The 17,848-nt window shown below is 47.2% G+C and carries 15 protein-coding genes and 2 pseudogenes; 9 read left to right on the top strand and 8 right to left on the bottom strand.

Annotated elements, in window-relative coordinates:
• Positions 1–641 (top strand): annotated as a pseudogene (locus RJ60_RS10230) (hypothetical protein); the annotation flags it as partial.
• Positions 642–660: 19 nt separating this feature from the next.
• Here RJ60_RS10230 and RJ60_RS16240 read toward each other — a convergent pair.
• The 4 genes from RJ60_RS16240 to RJ60_RS10210 form a co-directional block, all read right to left on the bottom strand.
• A complete protein-coding gene (locus RJ60_RS16240) occupies positions 661–882 on the bottom strand; it encodes a transposase (RefSeq protein WP_243392312.1) in 222 nt (73 codons plus the stop codon).
• Between the two features lie 113 nt (positions 883–995).
• Positions 996–1,178: a hypothetical protein gene (locus RJ60_RS16235; RefSeq protein WP_243392311.1), complete on the bottom strand. Its 183-nt coding sequence runs from the start codon at positions 1,176–1,178 to the stop codon at positions 996–998.
• A gap of 536 nt (positions 1,179–1,714) precedes the next feature.
• A complete protein-coding gene (locus tag RJ60_RS10215; protein ID WP_099829838.1) occupies positions 1,715–2,878 on the bottom strand; it encodes an iron-containing alcohol dehydrogenase in 1,164 nt (387 codons plus the stop codon).
• Between the two features lie 4 nt (positions 2,879–2,882).
• Positions 2,883–3,440 (bottom strand): CoA pyrophosphatase, encoded by a 558-nt coding sequence (locus tag RJ60_RS10210; protein WP_099829837.1) that lies wholly within the window; start codon positions 3,438–3,440, stop codon positions 2,883–2,885.
• A gap of 62 nt (positions 3,441–3,502) precedes the next feature.
• Between RJ60_RS10210 and RJ60_RS10205 the strand changes: the two genes are divergently transcribed.
• The 4 genes from RJ60_RS10205 to RJ60_RS10190 all read left to right on the top strand — a co-directional run bounded on the left by RJ60_RS10205 (position 3,503) and on the right by RJ60_RS10190 (position 8,593).
• The gene (locus RJ60_RS10205) at positions 3,503–3,814 is read left to right on the top strand and encodes a co-chaperone YbbN (RefSeq protein ID WP_099829836.1); all 312 of its coding nucleotides are present in this window, start codon (positions 3,503–3,505) and stop codon (positions 3,812–3,814) included.
• Positions 3,815–4,548: 734 nt separating this feature from the next.
• Entirely contained in the window at positions 4,549–6,705 is a 2,157-nt protein-coding gene (locus RJ60_RS10200; RefSeq protein ID WP_099829835.1) for an aspartate kinase, read from the top strand.
• A complete protein-coding gene (gene thrC / locus RJ60_RS10195; protein WP_103134668.1) occupies positions 6,702–7,748 on the top strand; it encodes a threonine synthase in 1,047 nt (348 codons plus the stop codon). The genes RJ60_RS10200 and thrC overlap by 4 nt, the downstream gene beginning before the upstream one ends.
• Positions 7,745–8,593: a homoserine kinase gene (locus tag RJ60_RS10190; protein WP_103134667.1), complete on the top strand. Its 849-nt coding sequence runs from the start codon at positions 7,745–7,747 to the stop codon at positions 8,591–8,593. The genes thrC and RJ60_RS10190 overlap by 4 nt, the downstream gene beginning before the upstream one ends.
• A 26-nt stretch (positions 8,594–8,619) precedes the next feature.
• On the opposite strand, the gene RJ60_RS10185 is transcribed toward RJ60_RS10190, so the two are convergent.
• Positions 8,620–10,047: an asparagine synthase-related protein gene (locus tag RJ60_RS10185; RefSeq protein ID WP_103134666.1), complete on the bottom strand. Its 1,428-nt coding sequence runs from the start codon at positions 10,045–10,047 to the stop codon at positions 8,620–8,622.
• Between the two features lie 298 nt (positions 10,048–10,345).
• Between RJ60_RS10185 and RJ60_RS10180 the strand changes: the two genes are divergently transcribed.
• Positions 10,346–11,425: an NAD/NADP-dependent octopine/nopaline dehydrogenase family protein gene (locus RJ60_RS10180; RefSeq protein ID WP_099829831.1), complete on the top strand. Its 1,080-nt coding sequence runs from the start codon at positions 10,346–10,348 to the stop codon at positions 11,423–11,425.
• 1 nt (position 11,426) lies between these two features.
• Entirely contained in the window at positions 11,427–13,037 is a 1,611-nt protein-coding gene (locus tag RJ60_RS10175; RefSeq protein WP_103134665.1) for a methionine synthase, read from the top strand.
• A gap of 251 nt (positions 13,038–13,288) precedes the next feature.
• Here the strand turns inward: RJ60_RS10175 and RJ60_RS10170 are convergent.
• Both RJ60_RS10170 and RJ60_RS10165 read right to left on the bottom strand, forming a co-directional pair.
• Positions 13,289–13,417: pseudogene (locus tag RJ60_RS10170) on the bottom strand (transposase); the annotation flags it as partial.
• A 187-nt stretch (positions 13,418–13,604) separates the two neighbouring features.
• Positions 13,605–14,096, bottom strand: coding sequence for a peroxiredoxin (locus tag RJ60_RS10165; RefSeq protein ID WP_099829845.1), 492 nt, complete (start codon positions 14,094–14,096; stop codon positions 13,605–13,607).
• A gap of 737 nt (positions 14,097–14,833) precedes the next feature.
• On the opposite strand from RJ60_RS10165, the gene RJ60_RS10160 reads away from it, so the two are divergent.
• The gene (locus tag RJ60_RS10160; protein WP_103134664.1) at positions 14,834–16,177 is read left to right on the top strand and encodes a transglutaminase-like domain-containing protein; all 1,344 of its coding nucleotides are present in this window, start codon (positions 14,834–14,836) and stop codon (positions 16,175–16,177) included.
• A gap of 256 nt (positions 16,178–16,433) precedes the next feature.
• Positions 16,434–17,087, top strand: a complete 654-nt coding sequence (locus RJ60_RS10155; RefSeq protein ID WP_103134663.1) for a hypothetical protein — start codon at positions 16,434–16,436, stop codon at positions 17,085–17,087.
• 148 nt (positions 17,088–17,235) lie between these two features.
• Here RJ60_RS10155 and RJ60_RS10150 read toward each other — a convergent pair whose 3' ends face one another.
• A complete protein-coding gene (locus tag RJ60_RS10150) occupies positions 17,236–17,841 on the bottom strand; it encodes a GerMN domain-containing protein (RefSeq protein ID WP_258006274.1) in 606 nt (201 codons plus the stop codon).
• Between the last annotated feature and the right edge of the window lie 7 nt (positions 17,842–17,848).

Below are 17,848 nucleotides of genomic sequence, written 5' to 3'. Positions count from 1 at the left end.
CTTCGAGGGGCCCTCCCTCATCTTCGATTAAGCATGGCTTGAAGTTTCCTTCTTCGCCTTCTTGGCACATCGCAGCAGCCACTGCAATGGATACATTCACTGAAGAATTACTCTCTTACAAGGAAGAACTGGCAAGTGGGCAGACTGTAAGTGGTCATGAAGAGGCATACGATGCCTTCTTCATCATTAAGGAAACACCCGTCAGAGGGAGGAAGGTGTTGTTCAATAATGAAGCGATTATGAAATACCGCGATCGTTACGCAGGTTTCCTCGCAATCTTGACTAACGGCATTAAAGATCCTGTAGAAGCACTAAGGGTATACCGAAATAAGGATACGATCGAGAAGTCTTTTGATGACTTGAAGAATCAGCTGGACATGAAACGCCTGCGCATTCACAGTGCTGCTTCTATGGATGGCAGACTCTTTATTCAGTTTATTGCCTTGATCCTTATGAGTGCTTTGAGAAAGAAAATGCGTGATACAAAACTCATTGAGAAATACACCGTCCGAGAACTCCTTCTCGAGATGGAAACATTAACTCAGGTACGATATTCAGGCAAGTACGGTCATATCCTTACTGAGATTACCAAACCACAACGCGAAATACTCCAGAGTCTGAAGATTCAACCAAACTCATAGGTATAATTTGTCCGGGAAATTAGGTGTCTATGTGCCATCGCAAGGGGTTATTCTCAATGTACTCACGAATTCGATTCAGTTCTTTCTCCCCACGGATGACATGTTCATAGTAATTTCGTTGCCAAAGAGATTTCCCGGGCGTACCGCGCAGTTCGTTTACTCTAGCCGTTGCAGCTGCTTTGAACCCCGAGACGAAAGAACCAATTGTCTTTGCTTTCATAACGCTTTCATGTGCTTTCAAACAGCCGCTTACAATCTCCCTTTCGCCTCTTTGTATAGCTACAATTCCGTGCAGGTGATTAGGCATTATCACGAAGGTGTCTAGTTTGATTTCCTTTCTGATTTCTGCAGATCTTAATCACTCTCAACAACGATCGTGCCAATGCTACTCAAGATCACTCTTCCGTCAACCATGGCTCCCAACAAACACTGCCTCCGATATGTACATATCGTCAAGAAATAAGCTCCGGTCTGAGAATAATCGTACTCCTTCAGTCTAATTGACCGCCTTTTCATAAGTCTTTCATCATGTTCCAAAATGCAAACCTCCAGGTTCTTCTTGTTCTCAAGGGTGAACAGCCGTTCGCCCCTACAAAAGAAACGACACATTAATCATATAATACCGCTGCGCGCTGGAAGAAACGCTGCCTTGGTTTCTGCTTTTAAAACTTGCATCATGAAACTTGAAACAGATGATCTTTCCGTTGCGGAGAACCAATAACGCTCGAAGGAGTCGCTTTTTCTCATCCTGGCGCAACAGCGCCAGCATCACTTCCCCGCGAAGCGGGCATTGCGACCTGGCGTGGTCTTCGCCAGCCTTGCGTCCCACCGAAGGTGGCATCACTTCCGCCGATGCTTCTCGGCGCATCACTTCCCCGGACGATTCTGCGGGCATCACTTCCTCGCGTTAGCGAGCCTCACTTCCTGCCGAAGGCAGCCTTGCGTCTTGTTCCGCTCTTTCCAAACCCAACCACGATCTTCCCTTTGACCAAGAACGAAGAACAGATCCTCGCTCTGGAACGAAAAACGAGATTTTTCTTGGCCGGGGGGGTAACACTCAACCGAGCATAAGTTCACTTCGCCAATTCGTAGATTTTCTTAACATCGTCCTTATGAAGTTGTACGAACTGTCCCAGAGGTCCGTCTTCAGTTGCCTTCTTGGCCATTTCTTCAAACTTGTCGTCGGGAATTCCGGCGTCTGTCAGGGTAACGGGAATACCGAGACTAGCAAAGAATTCCTTCAGCCTTCTAATTCCCTCAACAGCGGCCTTTTCAGGATTACGGAAGTCCGGTTCGACGTCCCAGACTCTGTACGCAAATTGGGCAAAGCGTTCCACATCGTGCTTATACACATAAGTCATCCACGGAGCCCACATAATCGCCAGGCCTCCGCCGTGAGCTATGTCGTATATCGCGCTGAGTTCATGTTCCATGCCGTGAGTAGCCCAGTCTCCGATTCTTCCCGTGCTGAGCAAGTCGTTATGAGCTATGGTTCCGGCCCACATTATCTCCGCTCTCGCATCGTAATTCTCAGGCTCTTCTAGAGCTATGGGAGTGTTCTTGATCATTGTTCTTAGAGTAGCTTCGCAGAGTCTGTCCGTGAAATCCACGTTCTTCACATTTGTGAAGTATCTTTCCATGACATGGGACATTATATCTACCGCACCTACCGCCGTCTGGTAAGCAGGCAGTGTGAAAGTCAGTTCGGGATTCATTATTGCGAATTTCGCTCTCATGTGAACACTGTTTGCTGCTCTCTTGTACCAGCCGTCTTCGTTTGTGATTACAGATCCGCCGCTCGATTCGCTTCCGGCTGCAGGAATTGTTAGCACAACACCGAGCGGGAGCATCTTTTCTACTTTCTTGCCGGTCGAGTAGAAGTCCCAGACATCTCCACCGTAAGGTACTCCAATTCCTATCGCCTTGGCCGAGTCGATAACACTTCCCCCGCCAACTGCGAGGATTGCATCGACGTTCTTTTTTCGGCAGAGTTCGATTCCATCTCTTACAAGAGACAACCTTGGATTGGGCATTACTCCTCCAAGCTCGAAGATCTCAACTTCGGCTTCTCTTAGACTTTTTACAACACGGTCGTACAAGCCGGTCTTCTTTATACTGCCTCCACCATAGTGAAGAAGAACTCTCTTGCCGAACCGGGAAATCTCGGTTCCAACATGTTGTTCGGTATCTTTTCCGAAGATTATCTTGGTCGCATTGTGAAACGTGAAGTCTAGCATTCAATCACTCCTCTCTTATATGTGTTTTGTAATTGACATCTATACACTCGGACATACCTTCTTCACAACTCTCAATTATCTCTAGTATTCTCTCAATAGCTACTTCGATTATTCTTGCCGTAGCTCCCCAGACTACGAAACCGGGGAAGCGGTATCTGATGGTCTTCTTTCCATTGGGCATAATAATTGTCTCCGGGGAGGTTAGCATAAGAGCCTTTAGCGAAAGAAAGATCACGTCCTCAACTTCTCCCCTGTCCAGTTTGAACTCAAGCTTATCTATGAATCCAACGAATGAGGTGATCACTTTTCCTGATGTGACTGTAGTATTTATGTTCAGCGGGTAGACTTCTTTAAGAGAAGACGGAGAGGCACCAATTTCCTCTCTCATTTCCCTTATTGCACACTCTAGAAGAGTTTCGTCATCTTCAATATGACCGCCAGGAAAGCTGATTTGCCCCGGATGGCTTATCCCTGTCGATCTTCGCGTAAGAAGCAGATAGTATTCTCCGCAGAGCTTCACGATTGGCACAAATACTGCCGTATCTTGATTCCTTTGTTGCAAGACTCCACCTCGCATATATTCTACTATTATTATCAATTATAATGCTTTTGGGAGGCGATGAAGTGAAGGAAGTAACCCTAACAGAATTGAGGGGAGTCGTCGGAAAGGTTCTTATTGACTTCTATAGTCCGGGCTGCGGAGTATGTGCTGCGATTGAAGCGAAACTTGATGAAGTTGAAGACACTTTTGTTTCCTGGAAATTCTACAAGATAAATACTGTTGAGAATCCTGCGGTTGCTTCAGAACACTCCGTCTTTACAGTCCCGACGATTGTGGTGCAGGTTGATGGTAGAGAGCAGAAGAGATGGAGCAGATACTTCTCTCTCGAAGAAGTTATCGACTATCTTCGTGAAATTGATGAGACAGAGAGTTAGCTTTTTCGGTTCACCGCCATCGGTTCTCCGTTCTCCGTTAAAGCCAAGAAGAAGATCGAAACCAAGATTCCGGATCCAAGTCTGAAATGACTGCCTTAGGTTATTCAGAAGACACCACATGTCGTCATTCTGACAAAGCTCCTAGTCAGAGTCTCGATCTTCACGTAAGCGCAGCAAACTCTGGCATAAAACATCAGACGCAAGGCTGCCTTCGGCAGGAGGCAAAAAAGGAGCCAGTCTGCTAACGCCAGTTCCGCTTTGCGGGCTAATAGCCACCAATCTGTGAACGCTGCTGAGTAGAACGTTGACCGCCAACAGTCTGCCGTCCTTCAAGAAGCCCGCTGTACGCTGATGAAAACCACGTTGGCTGTCAAAGGATTACCGTCCTCTGAAATCAACAACAATAGCTGGAATGCTCCTGTTAAGGGTCATCCCGATATGCAACTGATCGGGATCTCGAATGCAAGAGCCGCTTTTTGCTGCACGCCGAGCACTTCAAAGAAACGGCCTCAGTGAGTTGTTCTGAGTTGCTTCCCCGCGAAGCGGGCATTGCGTCCTGGCGCGATCTTCGCCAGCATTGCGACCTGGGATGTTCTCCCCAGCCTTGCGTCCGCTGTGCCTTTCGGCGCATTGCGTCTCATTCCACTCTTTCCAACCTGACCCGCTACCACGCGTTTACGGTGTATACTTTTGATTAATAGCGGCTTCATTGCTTCAGGAGGGGGTGCACCAAGTTGAGAATCGGAATTGCCGGACTCGGCACAGTAGGGTCCTGCGTATATGCTATTCTTTCTGAAAAGGGAGATGATATCGAGAAGAGATCGGGAAGGAGATGTACTGTCTCCAAGGTAATAACAAGGACTCGAAGCAAGTACGCCAAACTTGGAATCCCGTCCGACCTGATCGCAGAGGATTTCGAAGACCTGATTATCAACAGCGATATTGTAGTCGAGACTATTGGCGGGACTGAGGCCGCCAGAAAACTGGTTAGACAGTCTCTGGAACTCAACAGAACAGTGGTTACCGCGAACAAGATGCTTATCTCCGAATTCGGTAATGACTTCTCCGACAGTTCCCCTATTAAGAGTCTCTTCTTTGAAGCTGCCGTGGGTGGTGGCATTCCAATAATCTCGCTTCTTGAGGACTACCTGATATTCCACGGAATCAAACGCATACGCGGTATACTCAACGGGACAACGAATTTCATTCTATCTGAGATGCAGAAGGGAATTGGTTACCAAGAAGCTTTGAGGCTTGCTCAGGAAAGGGGTTATGCAGAAGCCGATCCATCAAGCGATGTGAAGGGCTTAGATGCTGCATACAAGCTATCGGTGCTCACGGGTATAAAGACTGGGATTTTCCCCGGAATAGCAACAATAGAGACGAAAGGAATTGAAGATATAGATAAACTAGACATAGAAAGGGCTGCAGACGAGGGAAGGAAGATCAAGCTCATAGGGACGATTGATTTCGAGAAGGAAAGAGCTTCTGTTAGACCTCAGGAACTAGAAAGAGATGATCCACTCTGGAGCGTAGATGGTGTTGAGAATGCCATAGAGGTTGAAACGGATCTGTCTGGAAAGTTTATTCTCAGGGGAGAGGGTGCAGGCGCACAACCAACTGCAACTGCGATTATCTCGGATATTCTAAGGGCATCGAGATACGCCGAGAAGCAGAGCAATTCAGTCGTGATAATGAAGTTTGGAGGAACGTCGGTCGACACGCCGGAGAAGATAAGGGATGTTGCAAAACGTGTTCAGAGAAAGGTTCAAAGCGGAGTCAAGCCCGTTCTGGTTGTTTCGGCCATGGGGGTCGAAACTGACACTCTCTATGAACTCGCCGGAGAGATCTCCAGTAAGCCAAACGGCAGAGAGATGGATATGCTTCTAGCTACCGGCGAGCAGAAGTCTATAGCACTTGTAGCGATGGCAATTCAGGAGCTGGGGATGAAGTCTATCTCACTTTCTGCCAATCAGGCTAGGATTCAGACTGACTCGAATTTCTCAAATGCAAGGATCGTCTCAATCGACGCGGATCTAGTAAGTCGCCACATTTCAAATGGATATGTTCCCGTTGTCGCAGGCTTTCAGGGATCGACATATACTGGCGAGATCACGACGTTAGGACGAGGGGGTTCGGATCTTACGGCCGTAGTGCTTGCGAAGGCTCTGGGATCACAACTGTGCGAAATCTACAAAGATGTGGATGGCGTATATTCTGCCGATCCGAGGATAGTCCGGAAGGCCAGACCGATCAAAGAAATCTCATGGGAAGAGATGATCGAGCTTTCCAAACAGGGAGCTCAGGTGCTTCAAAGCCGAGCGTCGGAATTCGCCAGGAAGTATGATATAAAGGTGCTCGTGAAAAACGCGCACACGAACGCCAGAGGCACGCTTATATGGAGGGGATCGAAAGTGGAGCAACCTATCGTAAGAGCAGTAACTTCTGATCAGGATATCGTAAAAGTGGTTCTGCAAGAAGTTCCTGACAGGCCGGGAATAGCTGCAAGAGTGCTCAAGACTCTTACCGAGCAGAATGTGAATATCGATATGATAATACAGAGTATGAGAAGCGGTGATTTCAACACAATGGCCTTTACCGTTCAGGCGAGCGACCTTGCAAAGCTCAAGCAGGATATTTTGAAATCGAGAAGCGAAGCCAGAGAAATAACCATAGAAAGAGCTATTGCAAAGATTTCCATAGTGGGCGTCAACCTGACTGCCACACCGGCCATAGCTGCGACTCTCTTCGAGACTCTTGCAAATGAAGGGATCAACATAGATATGATAAGCGCCAGCAACAGCAGAATCTCGGTCGTAATTGACAGCAAGAAGGTGCGTTTGGCTGTAAACGCTATTCACAGTGCCTTCAGTCTGGAGGAGATCGAATGAAAGGGTTAATAGCTAGCTACGAGAGATTTCTTCCCGTAACTCTTAGTACTCCGAGGATTACCCTCCTTGAAGGAAACACGCCTCTGATATATCTGGAGAACATCAGCAGGAAATTCGGACCGAAAGTTTACGTGAAGTATGAAGGGGCTAATCCCACAGGCTCTTTCAAAGATAGAGGGATGGTTCTGGCTATCGCCAAGGCGATTGAAGAGGGCTCAAAGGCCGTAATTTGTGCCTCTACCGGAAATACTTCGGCCTCCGCTGCCGCTTACTCTGCAAGGACCGGTTTGAAGTCGATAATCTTAATTCCAGAGGGAAAAATCGCTCTGGGCAAGCTTGCCCAGGCGATGATCTATGGCGCAAAGGTAATTCAGATAGATGGGAATTTCGATGACTGTCTTGAACTTGCGAAGAAGATTTCTGAAGAGTATCCGGTAACGCTTGTGAACAGTCTGAATCCTTACAGACTTGAGGGTCAGAAAACTGCCGCTTTCGAGATAATCGACGTTCTAGGAAGGGCTCCTGACTACCACTTCATACCGGTAGGGAACGCGGGCAATATTACTGCCTACTGGATGGGGTATCGGGAGTATCACGAGAGAGGTCTGTCAAACAGCCTGCCCAAGATGATGGGCTTTCAGGCCGAGGGAGCTGCCCCAATTGTATATGACAGGGTCTTCGAACACCCCGAGACTATTGCGACCGCCATCAGGATTGGTAACCCTGCAAGCTGGAAGAAGGCAGTCGCTGCAAGAGACGAGTCGGGAGGGGTAATAGAAGCCTTGACCGACGAAGAGATCTTGAACGCGCAGAAGCAGCTCGCGAACACCGAGGGTGTCTTCTGCGAGCCGGCCTCTGCAGCTTCTTTTGGCGGTTTCCTTAGAAAGGCCGAAGAGGGGTTGTTCCGGTCAAGTGATCTCGTTGTCTGTACTTTGACCGGGAACGGTCTCAAAGACCCCGATGCAGTCATCAAGTCTGTAGATATGCCCATAGTCATTCAGAACAGTCTGGAGGCAGTCCTTCATGAGGCAGGTCTGAAATGAGACTGAGGGCGCCGGCCACGACGGCAAATATGGGAAGCGGCTTTGACGTGGTGGGTATGGCTTTGAAGCTCCATAATACCGTTCAATTCGAGAAGGCGAATCGACTTAAGGTTTTATCTATAGGTAGATATGGAATAGAGATCGAGGATGCGGAAGAGATTTTCAGAAGTTCTATAGCGAGATTTGAGAAGATTACCGGCAAGGTGGTACCGGGAATCCAGATAATTCAGGAGTGTGAGATACCTCCTGCCCGGGGACTCGGATCGAGTGCAGCGGCAATTGCCTCCGCATTGTTTATAGCGAATGTGATGACTGGAGGGAGTATTCCCGTAAGGAAGCTTCTCGAGATCGGGACCGAGATCGAAGGTCATCCTGACAACATCGTCCCATGTATGCTTGGAGGGCTCGTTGTCTCTTACTACGACGGAAAGAGATTCGACTACGAGAAGTTTGAAATGCCAGATCACAGACTGACTTTTCTGGTGCCAGAATTCAAGCTCTCCACAGATGTAATGCGAAAGGCGCTTCCCGAATCGATTCCCTTTGAAGACGCTGTGAGCAATATAAAAAGCGTTTCGCAATTTGTAGCCAAAATCTCAAAGGGCGATCTTGGTAGCGCTCTGAAATACTCACAGGATGAAATCCATCAGACTTACAGAATAAACAGCGATTCACGGATGAGGGAATTCGTCCTCAGCATCGAAGAGAGAAGGCCTTCTTTCTGGTTTGTCAGTGGTTCGGGCTCGGCAGTCTGCTGCGATCTGGAAGATGTAAACGGAATTCCACATCTGGAAGCAGTCATAAGAACCACCCCGGCAAACGAACCGTTTATCGTCGGTCTATGAGTTATTGACTAGACAACGAGTTTCAATCAGCTTCGATAAACAGTCTCTATGGCGCCTTCACAGGGAAACAGGTCATCGAATATCCGGTAGTATAGAAGCTCTTCCTTTGATCTAATTCCGCTGTCTCGCCGTTCGTTCTCAAGCTCTGAGTCGGATATCATCTCCTCCGCATATTCTTTCATCAGATGCGATGAGCCCGAACCCACGCTGAACTTGCTCTTCTTCCGCCACACGACGCTCTCCGGCAGCTCGTTTTCGAACGCCTTTCTGAGAATCCACTTCTCTGTCTTTTCCGGTCCGTGGATCTTCCATTCAGCGGGTATGGAGAAGGCAAGGTTCAACACCGAAGGGTCCATAAAGGGTACATCGAATTCGATTCCGAATGCAAGACTCATTCTGTCGTTCCGCTGGAAGCCCGAGCGATAACCGTTTTTTGTAATCCTCATCGACTCTTTGTCTATAGACTCTGCAGTGGGCAGATCCTTCATGTACTCATAGCCGGCGAAGAGTTCGTCGGCCCCCTCTCCCATGAAGACGAACGAACTGCCTTCATCGGCTGCCAGCTTCGAAACGAGGTAAATGGGAATAGCGCTTCTGACCAATGGAGGATCGAACGACTCGAGATGATAGATTACTTCCGGCAAGACTTCGAGCATCTCATCGAAATCATAGGTGTGCTCTCTGTGATCCGTGCCGAGATACTCGGAAACCTCCCTCGCGTATTCCGGGTCTTCCCCGTCACCGCTTCCAACAGTAAATGTTCTCAAGGACCCGCTCAGCGAACTAGCAACGGCTGCGATACAACTGCTGTCCAAACCGCCGCTCAAGAAGACTATCGCATCAGACTTAACTGCTGAGAGTCTCTTTTCAACGGCCTCTTCAAGAGAACTCCGCAGCAGTTCAGCTGCCTCTTCTTCGTTTCGAGCATCCGACTCATCTGTAAGCAGGTCTTCGAGTGAAGAGTACTTCTTGAACCCTTCGATGGAAGAGAAGTAGTAACCCGGCGGAAAGACCTTAACCTCACTACAGAAGGCGGTCAGAGCCTTGAGTTCGGAAGCACACGCGATCGACCCGTTTATGAAGCAGTAGTAAAGAGGCTTCAGTCCTAAAGGATCTCGGGCGATCAGAGTTTCTCCGGCTGTATGAATTGCGAAGGCAAAAGAGCCGTCCAGTCTATCTATGAATCGATTTCCATACTTCCTATGAAGACTCAGTATCTTCTCCGGCCAAGGCGCATCGGAGCAGTTTCTGAGAAAACCGTCGAAAACGACGTACTCACCTTGCCCTTCAAAGACATTCATGTCATCCTCATAGGCATTGCTCAACACAGCGCCCATACCTACCTCTCGGTCTGCCGCGAGGACTCTTGGCTCGCTCCCCCTGTGTGCAAGGAAAGATAGCGAGTCTTCTATCATTTCTCTCTCGCCCCTATAGAATACAGCGATTCCGCTCATCAAAAATCCCTCCATTTTGTTCCATGCGCGAAGACTTACCTGAAGCTACTTCTGGGATCATTACTATTCTGACACATAATAATTATATCATGTGAGGAAATCTCCAAAATTCATTTCTGAAGCCAGGTCCGCGCATCGCGTTCCAACTAGCTCAGAAGGCTTCATTCACTTAGTTCACAAGGAGGATTTCTGTATAATGGGAGTGCAGACATTCCATTCGCTTTGGAGTATCTGTTCTTTGCAGGTTATCATTTGTTTCTTATTCTTTTTCTGCACAGGGGATTGGGGAGGTGGTTCTATGAAGATAGCTGTAATTGGAGCTGGCAACGGTGGACAAGCTCTTTCGGCGGTCCTTGCGATGCGAGGACATGATGTCTCGCTTTACAACAGGAGTCAAAAGAGAATACTACCGATACTTGATGACCGGAAAATAAGAGTTGAAGGTGAGTCTAGCGGAAAGGCCAAACTCAAGTACGTCGGAACGGATATGAAAAAGGCGATAAATGGGGCAGAGGCAATCATGGTGGTCGTGCCTGCCTTTGCTCATGCTCAGATTGCCGCCGGTCTGGCCGACTGCGTTACGGAAGGGCAAATTATAGTTCTGAATCCGGGCCGAACCGGAGGGGCGCTGGAGTTCGATAAGATCTTCAGGGAGAAGGGCGTTAGAGAGAAAGTGGTAATTGCCGAGGCCCAAACCTTCGTCTTCGCTTCGAGAATCTCTGGTCCGGGGATGGTAAGGATATTCAGGATAAAGAACGCCGTTCCGATTTCTGTTCTGCCTTCAAAGGAAAACGAGGCGATCATGCCGATAATAAGCGAGATCATGCCAGAGTTTACACTGGCGAAGAACGTACTTTACACGAGTTTCAACAACATAGGCGCAGTCTTTCATCCCGGTGCGATACTTATGAACGCCGGTTGGATTGAGACGAAACACGGAGACTTCCAGTTCTACTTAGAGGGCATAAGCCCATCGGTCGCGAGAGCTTTGGAAGCACTGGACAGAGAGCGCTGCGAGGTCACGAAAACTCTTGGCGTTGAGGCAATGGGCGCCAAGGAGTGGCTTGACTATGCTTATGACGTCAAAGGCGAAGACCTATATACGGCCATTCACAGCAACGAAGGCTACAGAGGGATAATGGCCCCGATAAGCATAGAGAACAGATACATAATGGAAGATGTGCCTATGAGCCTCGTTCCGATCAGCTGCTTTGGAAAGAAGCTCAAAATAGAGACGAAAGTCATAGATTCTATAATCAATATTGCTGGAGCGGTTATGGAGAGAGACTTCTGGAGCGGGGGGAGAAGTCTAGCCAGTCTCGGTGTCGATAAAATGTCTATTGAAGAACTGACCAGGTACGTGGAGGAAGGGAACTGATATGAAGATACTGGCGGGAGCTATCGGGAGCGACATACACACTGCTGGCATTTTGAATTTCCTCCATCTGGCCGAAAGGGAAGGCTACGAGACGACATACATTGGAAGTGTAATCGGCATAGACAAGCTGTTGGACAGTGTAGAAGAGGCTTCGCCTGACATACTTGCGGTGAGCTACAGATTGGGCAAGGAGTCTTGCGAGCAGCTACTGCGCGAACTGAAGCTGTCTCTGGAGAACAGGGGGATCGAGAAAAGACTGATCTTCGGTGGAACGGTTGAGACTGCTGAAATAGCAGAGAGAAGCGGTCTCTTCGAGAAGGTCTTCGATGGCAGCGAGATGCCGGAAGAAGTCGTTATGTTCCTCAGGGGCACGACAGATGCAAAAGGCGAGGTTGATTACCCGCAGTCGCTTCTCGAAAGAATAACATCTAAGAAGCCCTATCCGTTGATAAGGCATCATATAGGTCTGGAGACCGTTGAAGCAACTGAGAAGGCCGTCCGGAATCTTGCCGAATCCGGACTGCTGGATATCATCTCACTTGCCCCGGATCAGAACTGCCAGCAATGGTTCTTTCAACAGGAGAATATGATCTCTTCCGAAGACGGAGCCGGCGGCGCTCCCTTCAGAACTAGAGAGGATTTTGAAAGAATGTATGAGGCAAGCCGAACAGGGAACTATCCCTTGATGCGCTGCTACTCAGGAACAAGAGATCTTCTGAAGTTCTCTCTTCTCTTCAAAGAGACGCTGAACAACGCCTGGGCGGCGATTCCTCTAACCTGGTACTCGCAGCTAGATGGGAGATCGGATCGCGAACTGCTCGAAGCGATAAGAGACAATCAGGGAGCGATCGCCTGGAATGGAGGAAAGGGCATCCCGGTCGAGATAAACGAGGCCCATCAGTGGGCGCTAAGATACTGCCATGCTGCAGTCGAAGTGACTACCGCCTATCTTGCCGCCCTCTGCGCTAAGCGCCTCGGCGTAGAAGTGTACGTTGCGCAGTACATGTTTAACACGCCACCGGGGATCTCTCCAAGAATGGATCTGGCAAAGGCGCTCGCAAAAAAAGAGTTGATCGAGTCTTTGAAGGATGAGAACTTCACGCCAGTTACGATGGTAAGGCCCGGACTTATGTCTCTTCCAGCCGACCCCAATCTGGCTATGGGTCAGCTGGTAACATCCGTTTATACTGCTATGAACATTGACCCGGAGATCGTTCATGTTGTCGCTTACTGTGAAGCAACAAGAAGGGCCTCAGATGTAGAGATCATAGAAAGCGTTAAGATGGCCAAACAGGCGATAAACGAGGCGATCAAAGGGATTCCCGACTTCAAGCAGGATAAGGAGATTCAGAACCACAAGGAATACCTCAAGAGTGAATCTGCAACGATCATAGAGGCAATGGAGAAGATCAAAACAGGCGAGCTCTCATCGCCCGAGACAATTTACACGGCAATCAAACTGGGCATCCTCGATGCCCCGGGTTTGAGCAAGATGTCAGTAGCCAAAGGGGCAGTTCGAACAGCCATTATCGATGGACAGTCCTGCGCGGTCGATGAGGAAGGAACGAAGATAGACGAAAGGGAGAGGCTCGCGGACTTAGAAAGTGATTGATGAGCCAGTCACGTTGAGCGGCCAAGAACAGTTGCAAGTTGCCAGTTCCAAGTTGCGAGCTCTAGACACGAAGAAGAACGAAAGATTAGACGGAAGACGCCGGAGAACATCAACGGACGCAAGGCCGACATCGTCAAGAATTTATGTTGCTGCGCAGAAAGTGATGTCCGGAGAAACGTCCGGGGACGCTGATGAAGACCACGTTGACCGTCATCGGCTCTCCGTTCTCCGTAAAAGCTGTTTCTCATACTTACAATCAACTCCTCTAATCGTAGGTCTACATCACCAACCAAAACTTTCCTACGATATTTAGGGCACCAGACTATATGGTACTTGCAAGAGTAAACAACATTGTTTTTCGACTTAAATTTGGTGTTCATACATGTATTAGACCATATCAAACTATTTGATACAAATAGAAGAATTAAGCCGATTGAAAAACATCACTTTTCTAATCGGTTGTGCCTTATATCCCCATAGCTGAAGCAAGGGGCTTTACGGCACTTTCGGTAAAAGAGGGTTTCGAAAAGATGTATAGCAAGGTTTGCTACAGACTACTTCTCCCGCCTACTTCAACTTGCTTATGAAATTCAGGACTTCTTGTGCGTGACCCTTTGCTTTAACACCTCTATACTCCCTAATGAGAACCCCTTCTTCGTCAATAATGAACGTCGATCTCTCAGTTCCCAGATACTCCTTACCGTACATCTTCTTCGGCTTAATCACGTCAAACAGCTTGTGTATCTCTTCATTCTTATCGCTTAGAATGGAGAAGTTTAGATCAAGTTTGAGTGCGAAGCCTTGATGAGACTTTTGACTGTCCCTACTGATTCCTATTACAACCGCATTGTTACTGGCAAATTGATCCGCTAGATCTCTGAAGTTTTCCGCCTCAAGAGTACAACCCGAAGTATTGTCTTTTGGATAGAAGTATAGAACGACTCTCTTGCCCAAAAAATCCGACAATGACACTTCAGTTCCGGTCTGATCGGGCAAAGAAAAATCGGGAACAGCTTTGTTCAACTCGATTTCTGCCACATTAGCACCTCCGGAATTCATATTGGCTGCCAACTACATACTCTTCACTTGACCAAAGCTAGGCGCCGTCTCTTCAACAACCATTATATGACAAATACCCCTACTCTTTCCGAACGCGGAGCTCTCTTTTCCTGCTCGCCATTATTTGAGTTCTCGAGTTACATTCATCCTATACTGATCAATTAAGAATGCCTTCTATTAACTGTCGCAGGAACCTGTATGATAGACGAAAGAGTACCCTGAGCATGGATCTCTACCAGTCTAGAATACGTTCTAGTGATCTGTGAATGAATGTGGCGCACAAACAAGATCAAAACAATGGCATGAATCGAACTTCCCCGAAATCCAAGGAGAATCAATGATTGTTTAGGTTTAGTGAGCGTATCAAGTTTAGTGCTTGTCTCTGAAAAACGGGAAGTGAGAATTCGGCAATTCAAGACAAAAGAAACACTGATTTCCGTTTCGGGGTAATTGTCTTGCACAGGATCATTCGCTTGCGAGCTCAATGTCATCATCTGTTCATTGACAGCATTCAACGTAAATTCAAAAGGCTTACATTGACTTGGCATGCTGATTCTCACTCGATGCATAGTTTTTCTGGCACAGAATTGCTCAGGCTTATTCAGTGGAGAAAATTCCACCCCTAATATCTCAAAAGAATAGCGGTCTCAGAACGGAGACCGCCTTTTTTTGGAAAGACCTTGCAGCTGATATAATCATCTTGACTTAACAGGTTGAACTGAATGGGGGGGACGGATATGAAGTTTCTTGCGGCACAACTTCCGGAGAAGATAAGCTTCTTCGAAAGTATTGGGGATTATGACGGCGCTTTAAAGGAGTTAGAGATCCAACTAGATGATTATCTCCCATCGATAATGATTGAAAGACTAAGGTGGGAAAGAGAGAGAATCGTAAGGCTCAAAAACAACTATCCCTATTCGGCTTCAGAGGCTCTGGGGATTCTCTCAAGAGATATTGAAGGATTCACTGAAGGGGAATTCGATTCTCTCAACAGCGCCAGAAAGCTCGACTCCATGATTTTCGACGGTGAAGAGAAATTCGAGAAGAGATTCGATAAGAACCTCCTATTCACGATGCCAGAATACGAGAAGCGACTGAAAAGCAAGAACACAGATAGGGAAGCGACCAGAGTCTCTCTCCACAAAGAAATAGATCGACTGATAAGTGAAAGGCAACCCGCAAGATTTAGAGTAGTAGCAAAGTCATCGATTTCCGTCGAAGGTTCCGATGAAAGTGTCTATCGTTGCTGGTTACCTGTATCCAGAGTTGGAGATCAGGTGTCTTCAACAAGGATCTTGAGTTCAAGCCACAGCTATTTTCTATCACCGGCTGACTACTCTCAGCGTACTGTATACATGGAAACTGCTGCAAAGAACGATACGGTTTTCAGCATCGAATATGAATACGAAATCTCCGAAATATCTACTTCCCTAGACCCCTTTAGCTGTGTAGAACCTGACGCAAAGAGATTCTCGGGCTATCTATGCGAACAAGCTCCTCATGTAGTCTTTTCGCCTCTAGTCAGATCTTTGGCGGAGGAAATTGTCGGGAGCGAAAATAACCCTTATTTCATCGCGAAGAGTTTTTACGACTGGATATGTGAAAACGTCAAGTACACTTTTATGAGTGAGTATGCACTCTATCCGAATCTCTCCGAATTCGCAGCCGTCAATCTTAGAGGCGACTGCGGAGTGAAGGCTCTCTTGTTCATTACCCTTTGCAGGATTAAAGGTATTCCTGCCAGATGGCAGTCCGGATGGTTTGCAGCTCCTTTGGGTGCCAGCCCTCATGACTGGGCGATGTTCTGGGTTGAGCCTTTCGGCTGGCTGCCTGTAGACTGTTCATTTGGAGGGTCAAGAAAAGATATACCGGCATACAGAGAATTCTATTTTGGTAATCTCGATGCATACAGAATGGTTTCTAACTCAGCTTTCATGTCTCCCCTTGTGCCTGCCAAGAGATTCTATAGATCTGATCCATACGATAACCAGGTAGGGGAACTCGAGACCGAGTCTAGAAACTTGAGGTCAAATGAGTGGGAATACTCACTGGAGATTTCATCGTTTGAAAGAATATTGTGACTCCTGAAGTTGGAATTACCGGAGAGACTAAACTTGTTGTTTTGCCTCGATACACGATTGCTATCAAAGACAGGTCTAACTGCCTGTGAATATGGTTAAACGAAATTTGCTCCGATCAACTCAGTTAACTCTCTGGTCTTATATGCTTGCCTCAAAAATGTTCATGATTTAGGCTTCCCCACTATTTCCAGCTGAAAGAAAATAAGGCAATTGCTGGTAAACTTACTTGTATTCACTCCAATTTAGGAGGCTTTCTATGAAGAAGACACTGATTTTGGTGTCACTACTGATTGTCTTTGCCAGCTCGGCTTTTTCACACATTCCCTTTTTCCTTACTCCTGAAGACTTTGTGGAAGGATATCTTGTAAAAGAAATTGATCTTTCCCAAATCTATTACTACATTTTCTCATCAGCGGAGAAGATCAGATTTGTTTTCGAAGGGACCTGTTTGCTGCAGAATATAAGTACCGTTGGCCAACAGTTTCATATGCTTTTTGGAGTACCAAAGGAAGCTGACAATATGAAATCAACTGCGGATTTCCGACCGAATCTGACATTTTATGGTCCAGATCGAGAGGTTCTCGAAGACTTCTTCCTCGAAAGCGCAGAACCTGAGATAATGTACGAGTTTTTTGGCGATACTTACTCATATCTTTACGTCAGGCACGACTCAGAGCTCACTAAAGAGGGGATCTATTCTGTTGAAATTGAGGCTGAAGGTTCCGGAAGGGCATGGATAACTTTCGGGAAAAAAGAGAGATTCACGGTAGCCCAGATAGCAGCTGTCCCAAGGTGGATTAGAGAGATGAGAGCTTTCCATTATCAAACCGGACTCGCAAAGTGGGAGAAATACGGTCTTGGAATAGTAGGAATCATAGGTACGACTCTCATAATACTTGTCTTTTTCTGAATGAAAAGGAATAGCAGAGCAAAGAGAGACAACGAAAAAGACGCCCGTTTTCGGACGTCTTAGTGATGATTATACCACGGATATTTGTTAAAGTCAATTGCTTTGCGCATTACCACATAGTAAACTTCAGTTTCAGCTCGCACTCACTCTAGGGTTGGAAGATGTTTTCGGGTTCTAAGACAACACTTTTGACGGTATCAAACTGCAGTGCAGTCTTCTCAATCTGTGCCTTCAGGAGGCTCACTCTGCACGATCCACCTGAAGTGAATCCCGAAGGATCCGAGAATCTCAGATAGAGAACTCCATTTTCCAGCTTCGCTCCAAGAAACTGAAGCTCTCTACCAGGGAATTCCGTCTTGAACCCGAGGTCTCGTTCTGCCTTTGTCAGTTCACCTCTTATAAGAAGACGTACAACGTCGTTAATTGGAGACTGAGAAACCGGAATTGTTCTTTGTACAGGGATAACAGCTTCTATATCGCAAGCTATTTCACCGTTTATCAATCTGTCTAGAAGCTCGTTGTAATAGTAAAGATTAACGTTCATAGTTCTCTGTACACCCGTTACAGCACTTATCTCCAGTTCAAGTGCCGCCTGATGCTTTTCGAGGTTCGCAATCTTGTCCGCAAGATTCTTCACCTTTCCCAGTTGAACAGCAAAAAGCACAAGAAGAAGGATTGAAAGCCCAAAAAAAACAACAACGGCTACCCTAAGAAATGGGAAAGATTGCTGCTTCTTAACCCTCAAAGAACTCACCTCTCAA

This window comes from Mesotoga sp. B105.6.4 (assembly GCF_002896535.1).
Taxonomy (GTDB): Bacteria; Thermotogota; Thermotogae; order Petrotogales; family Kosmotogaceae; genus Mesotoga.
The sequence above is the reverse complement of the archived record's forward strand: the minus strand, read 5'-3'. Positions and strand labels throughout refer to the sequence as shown.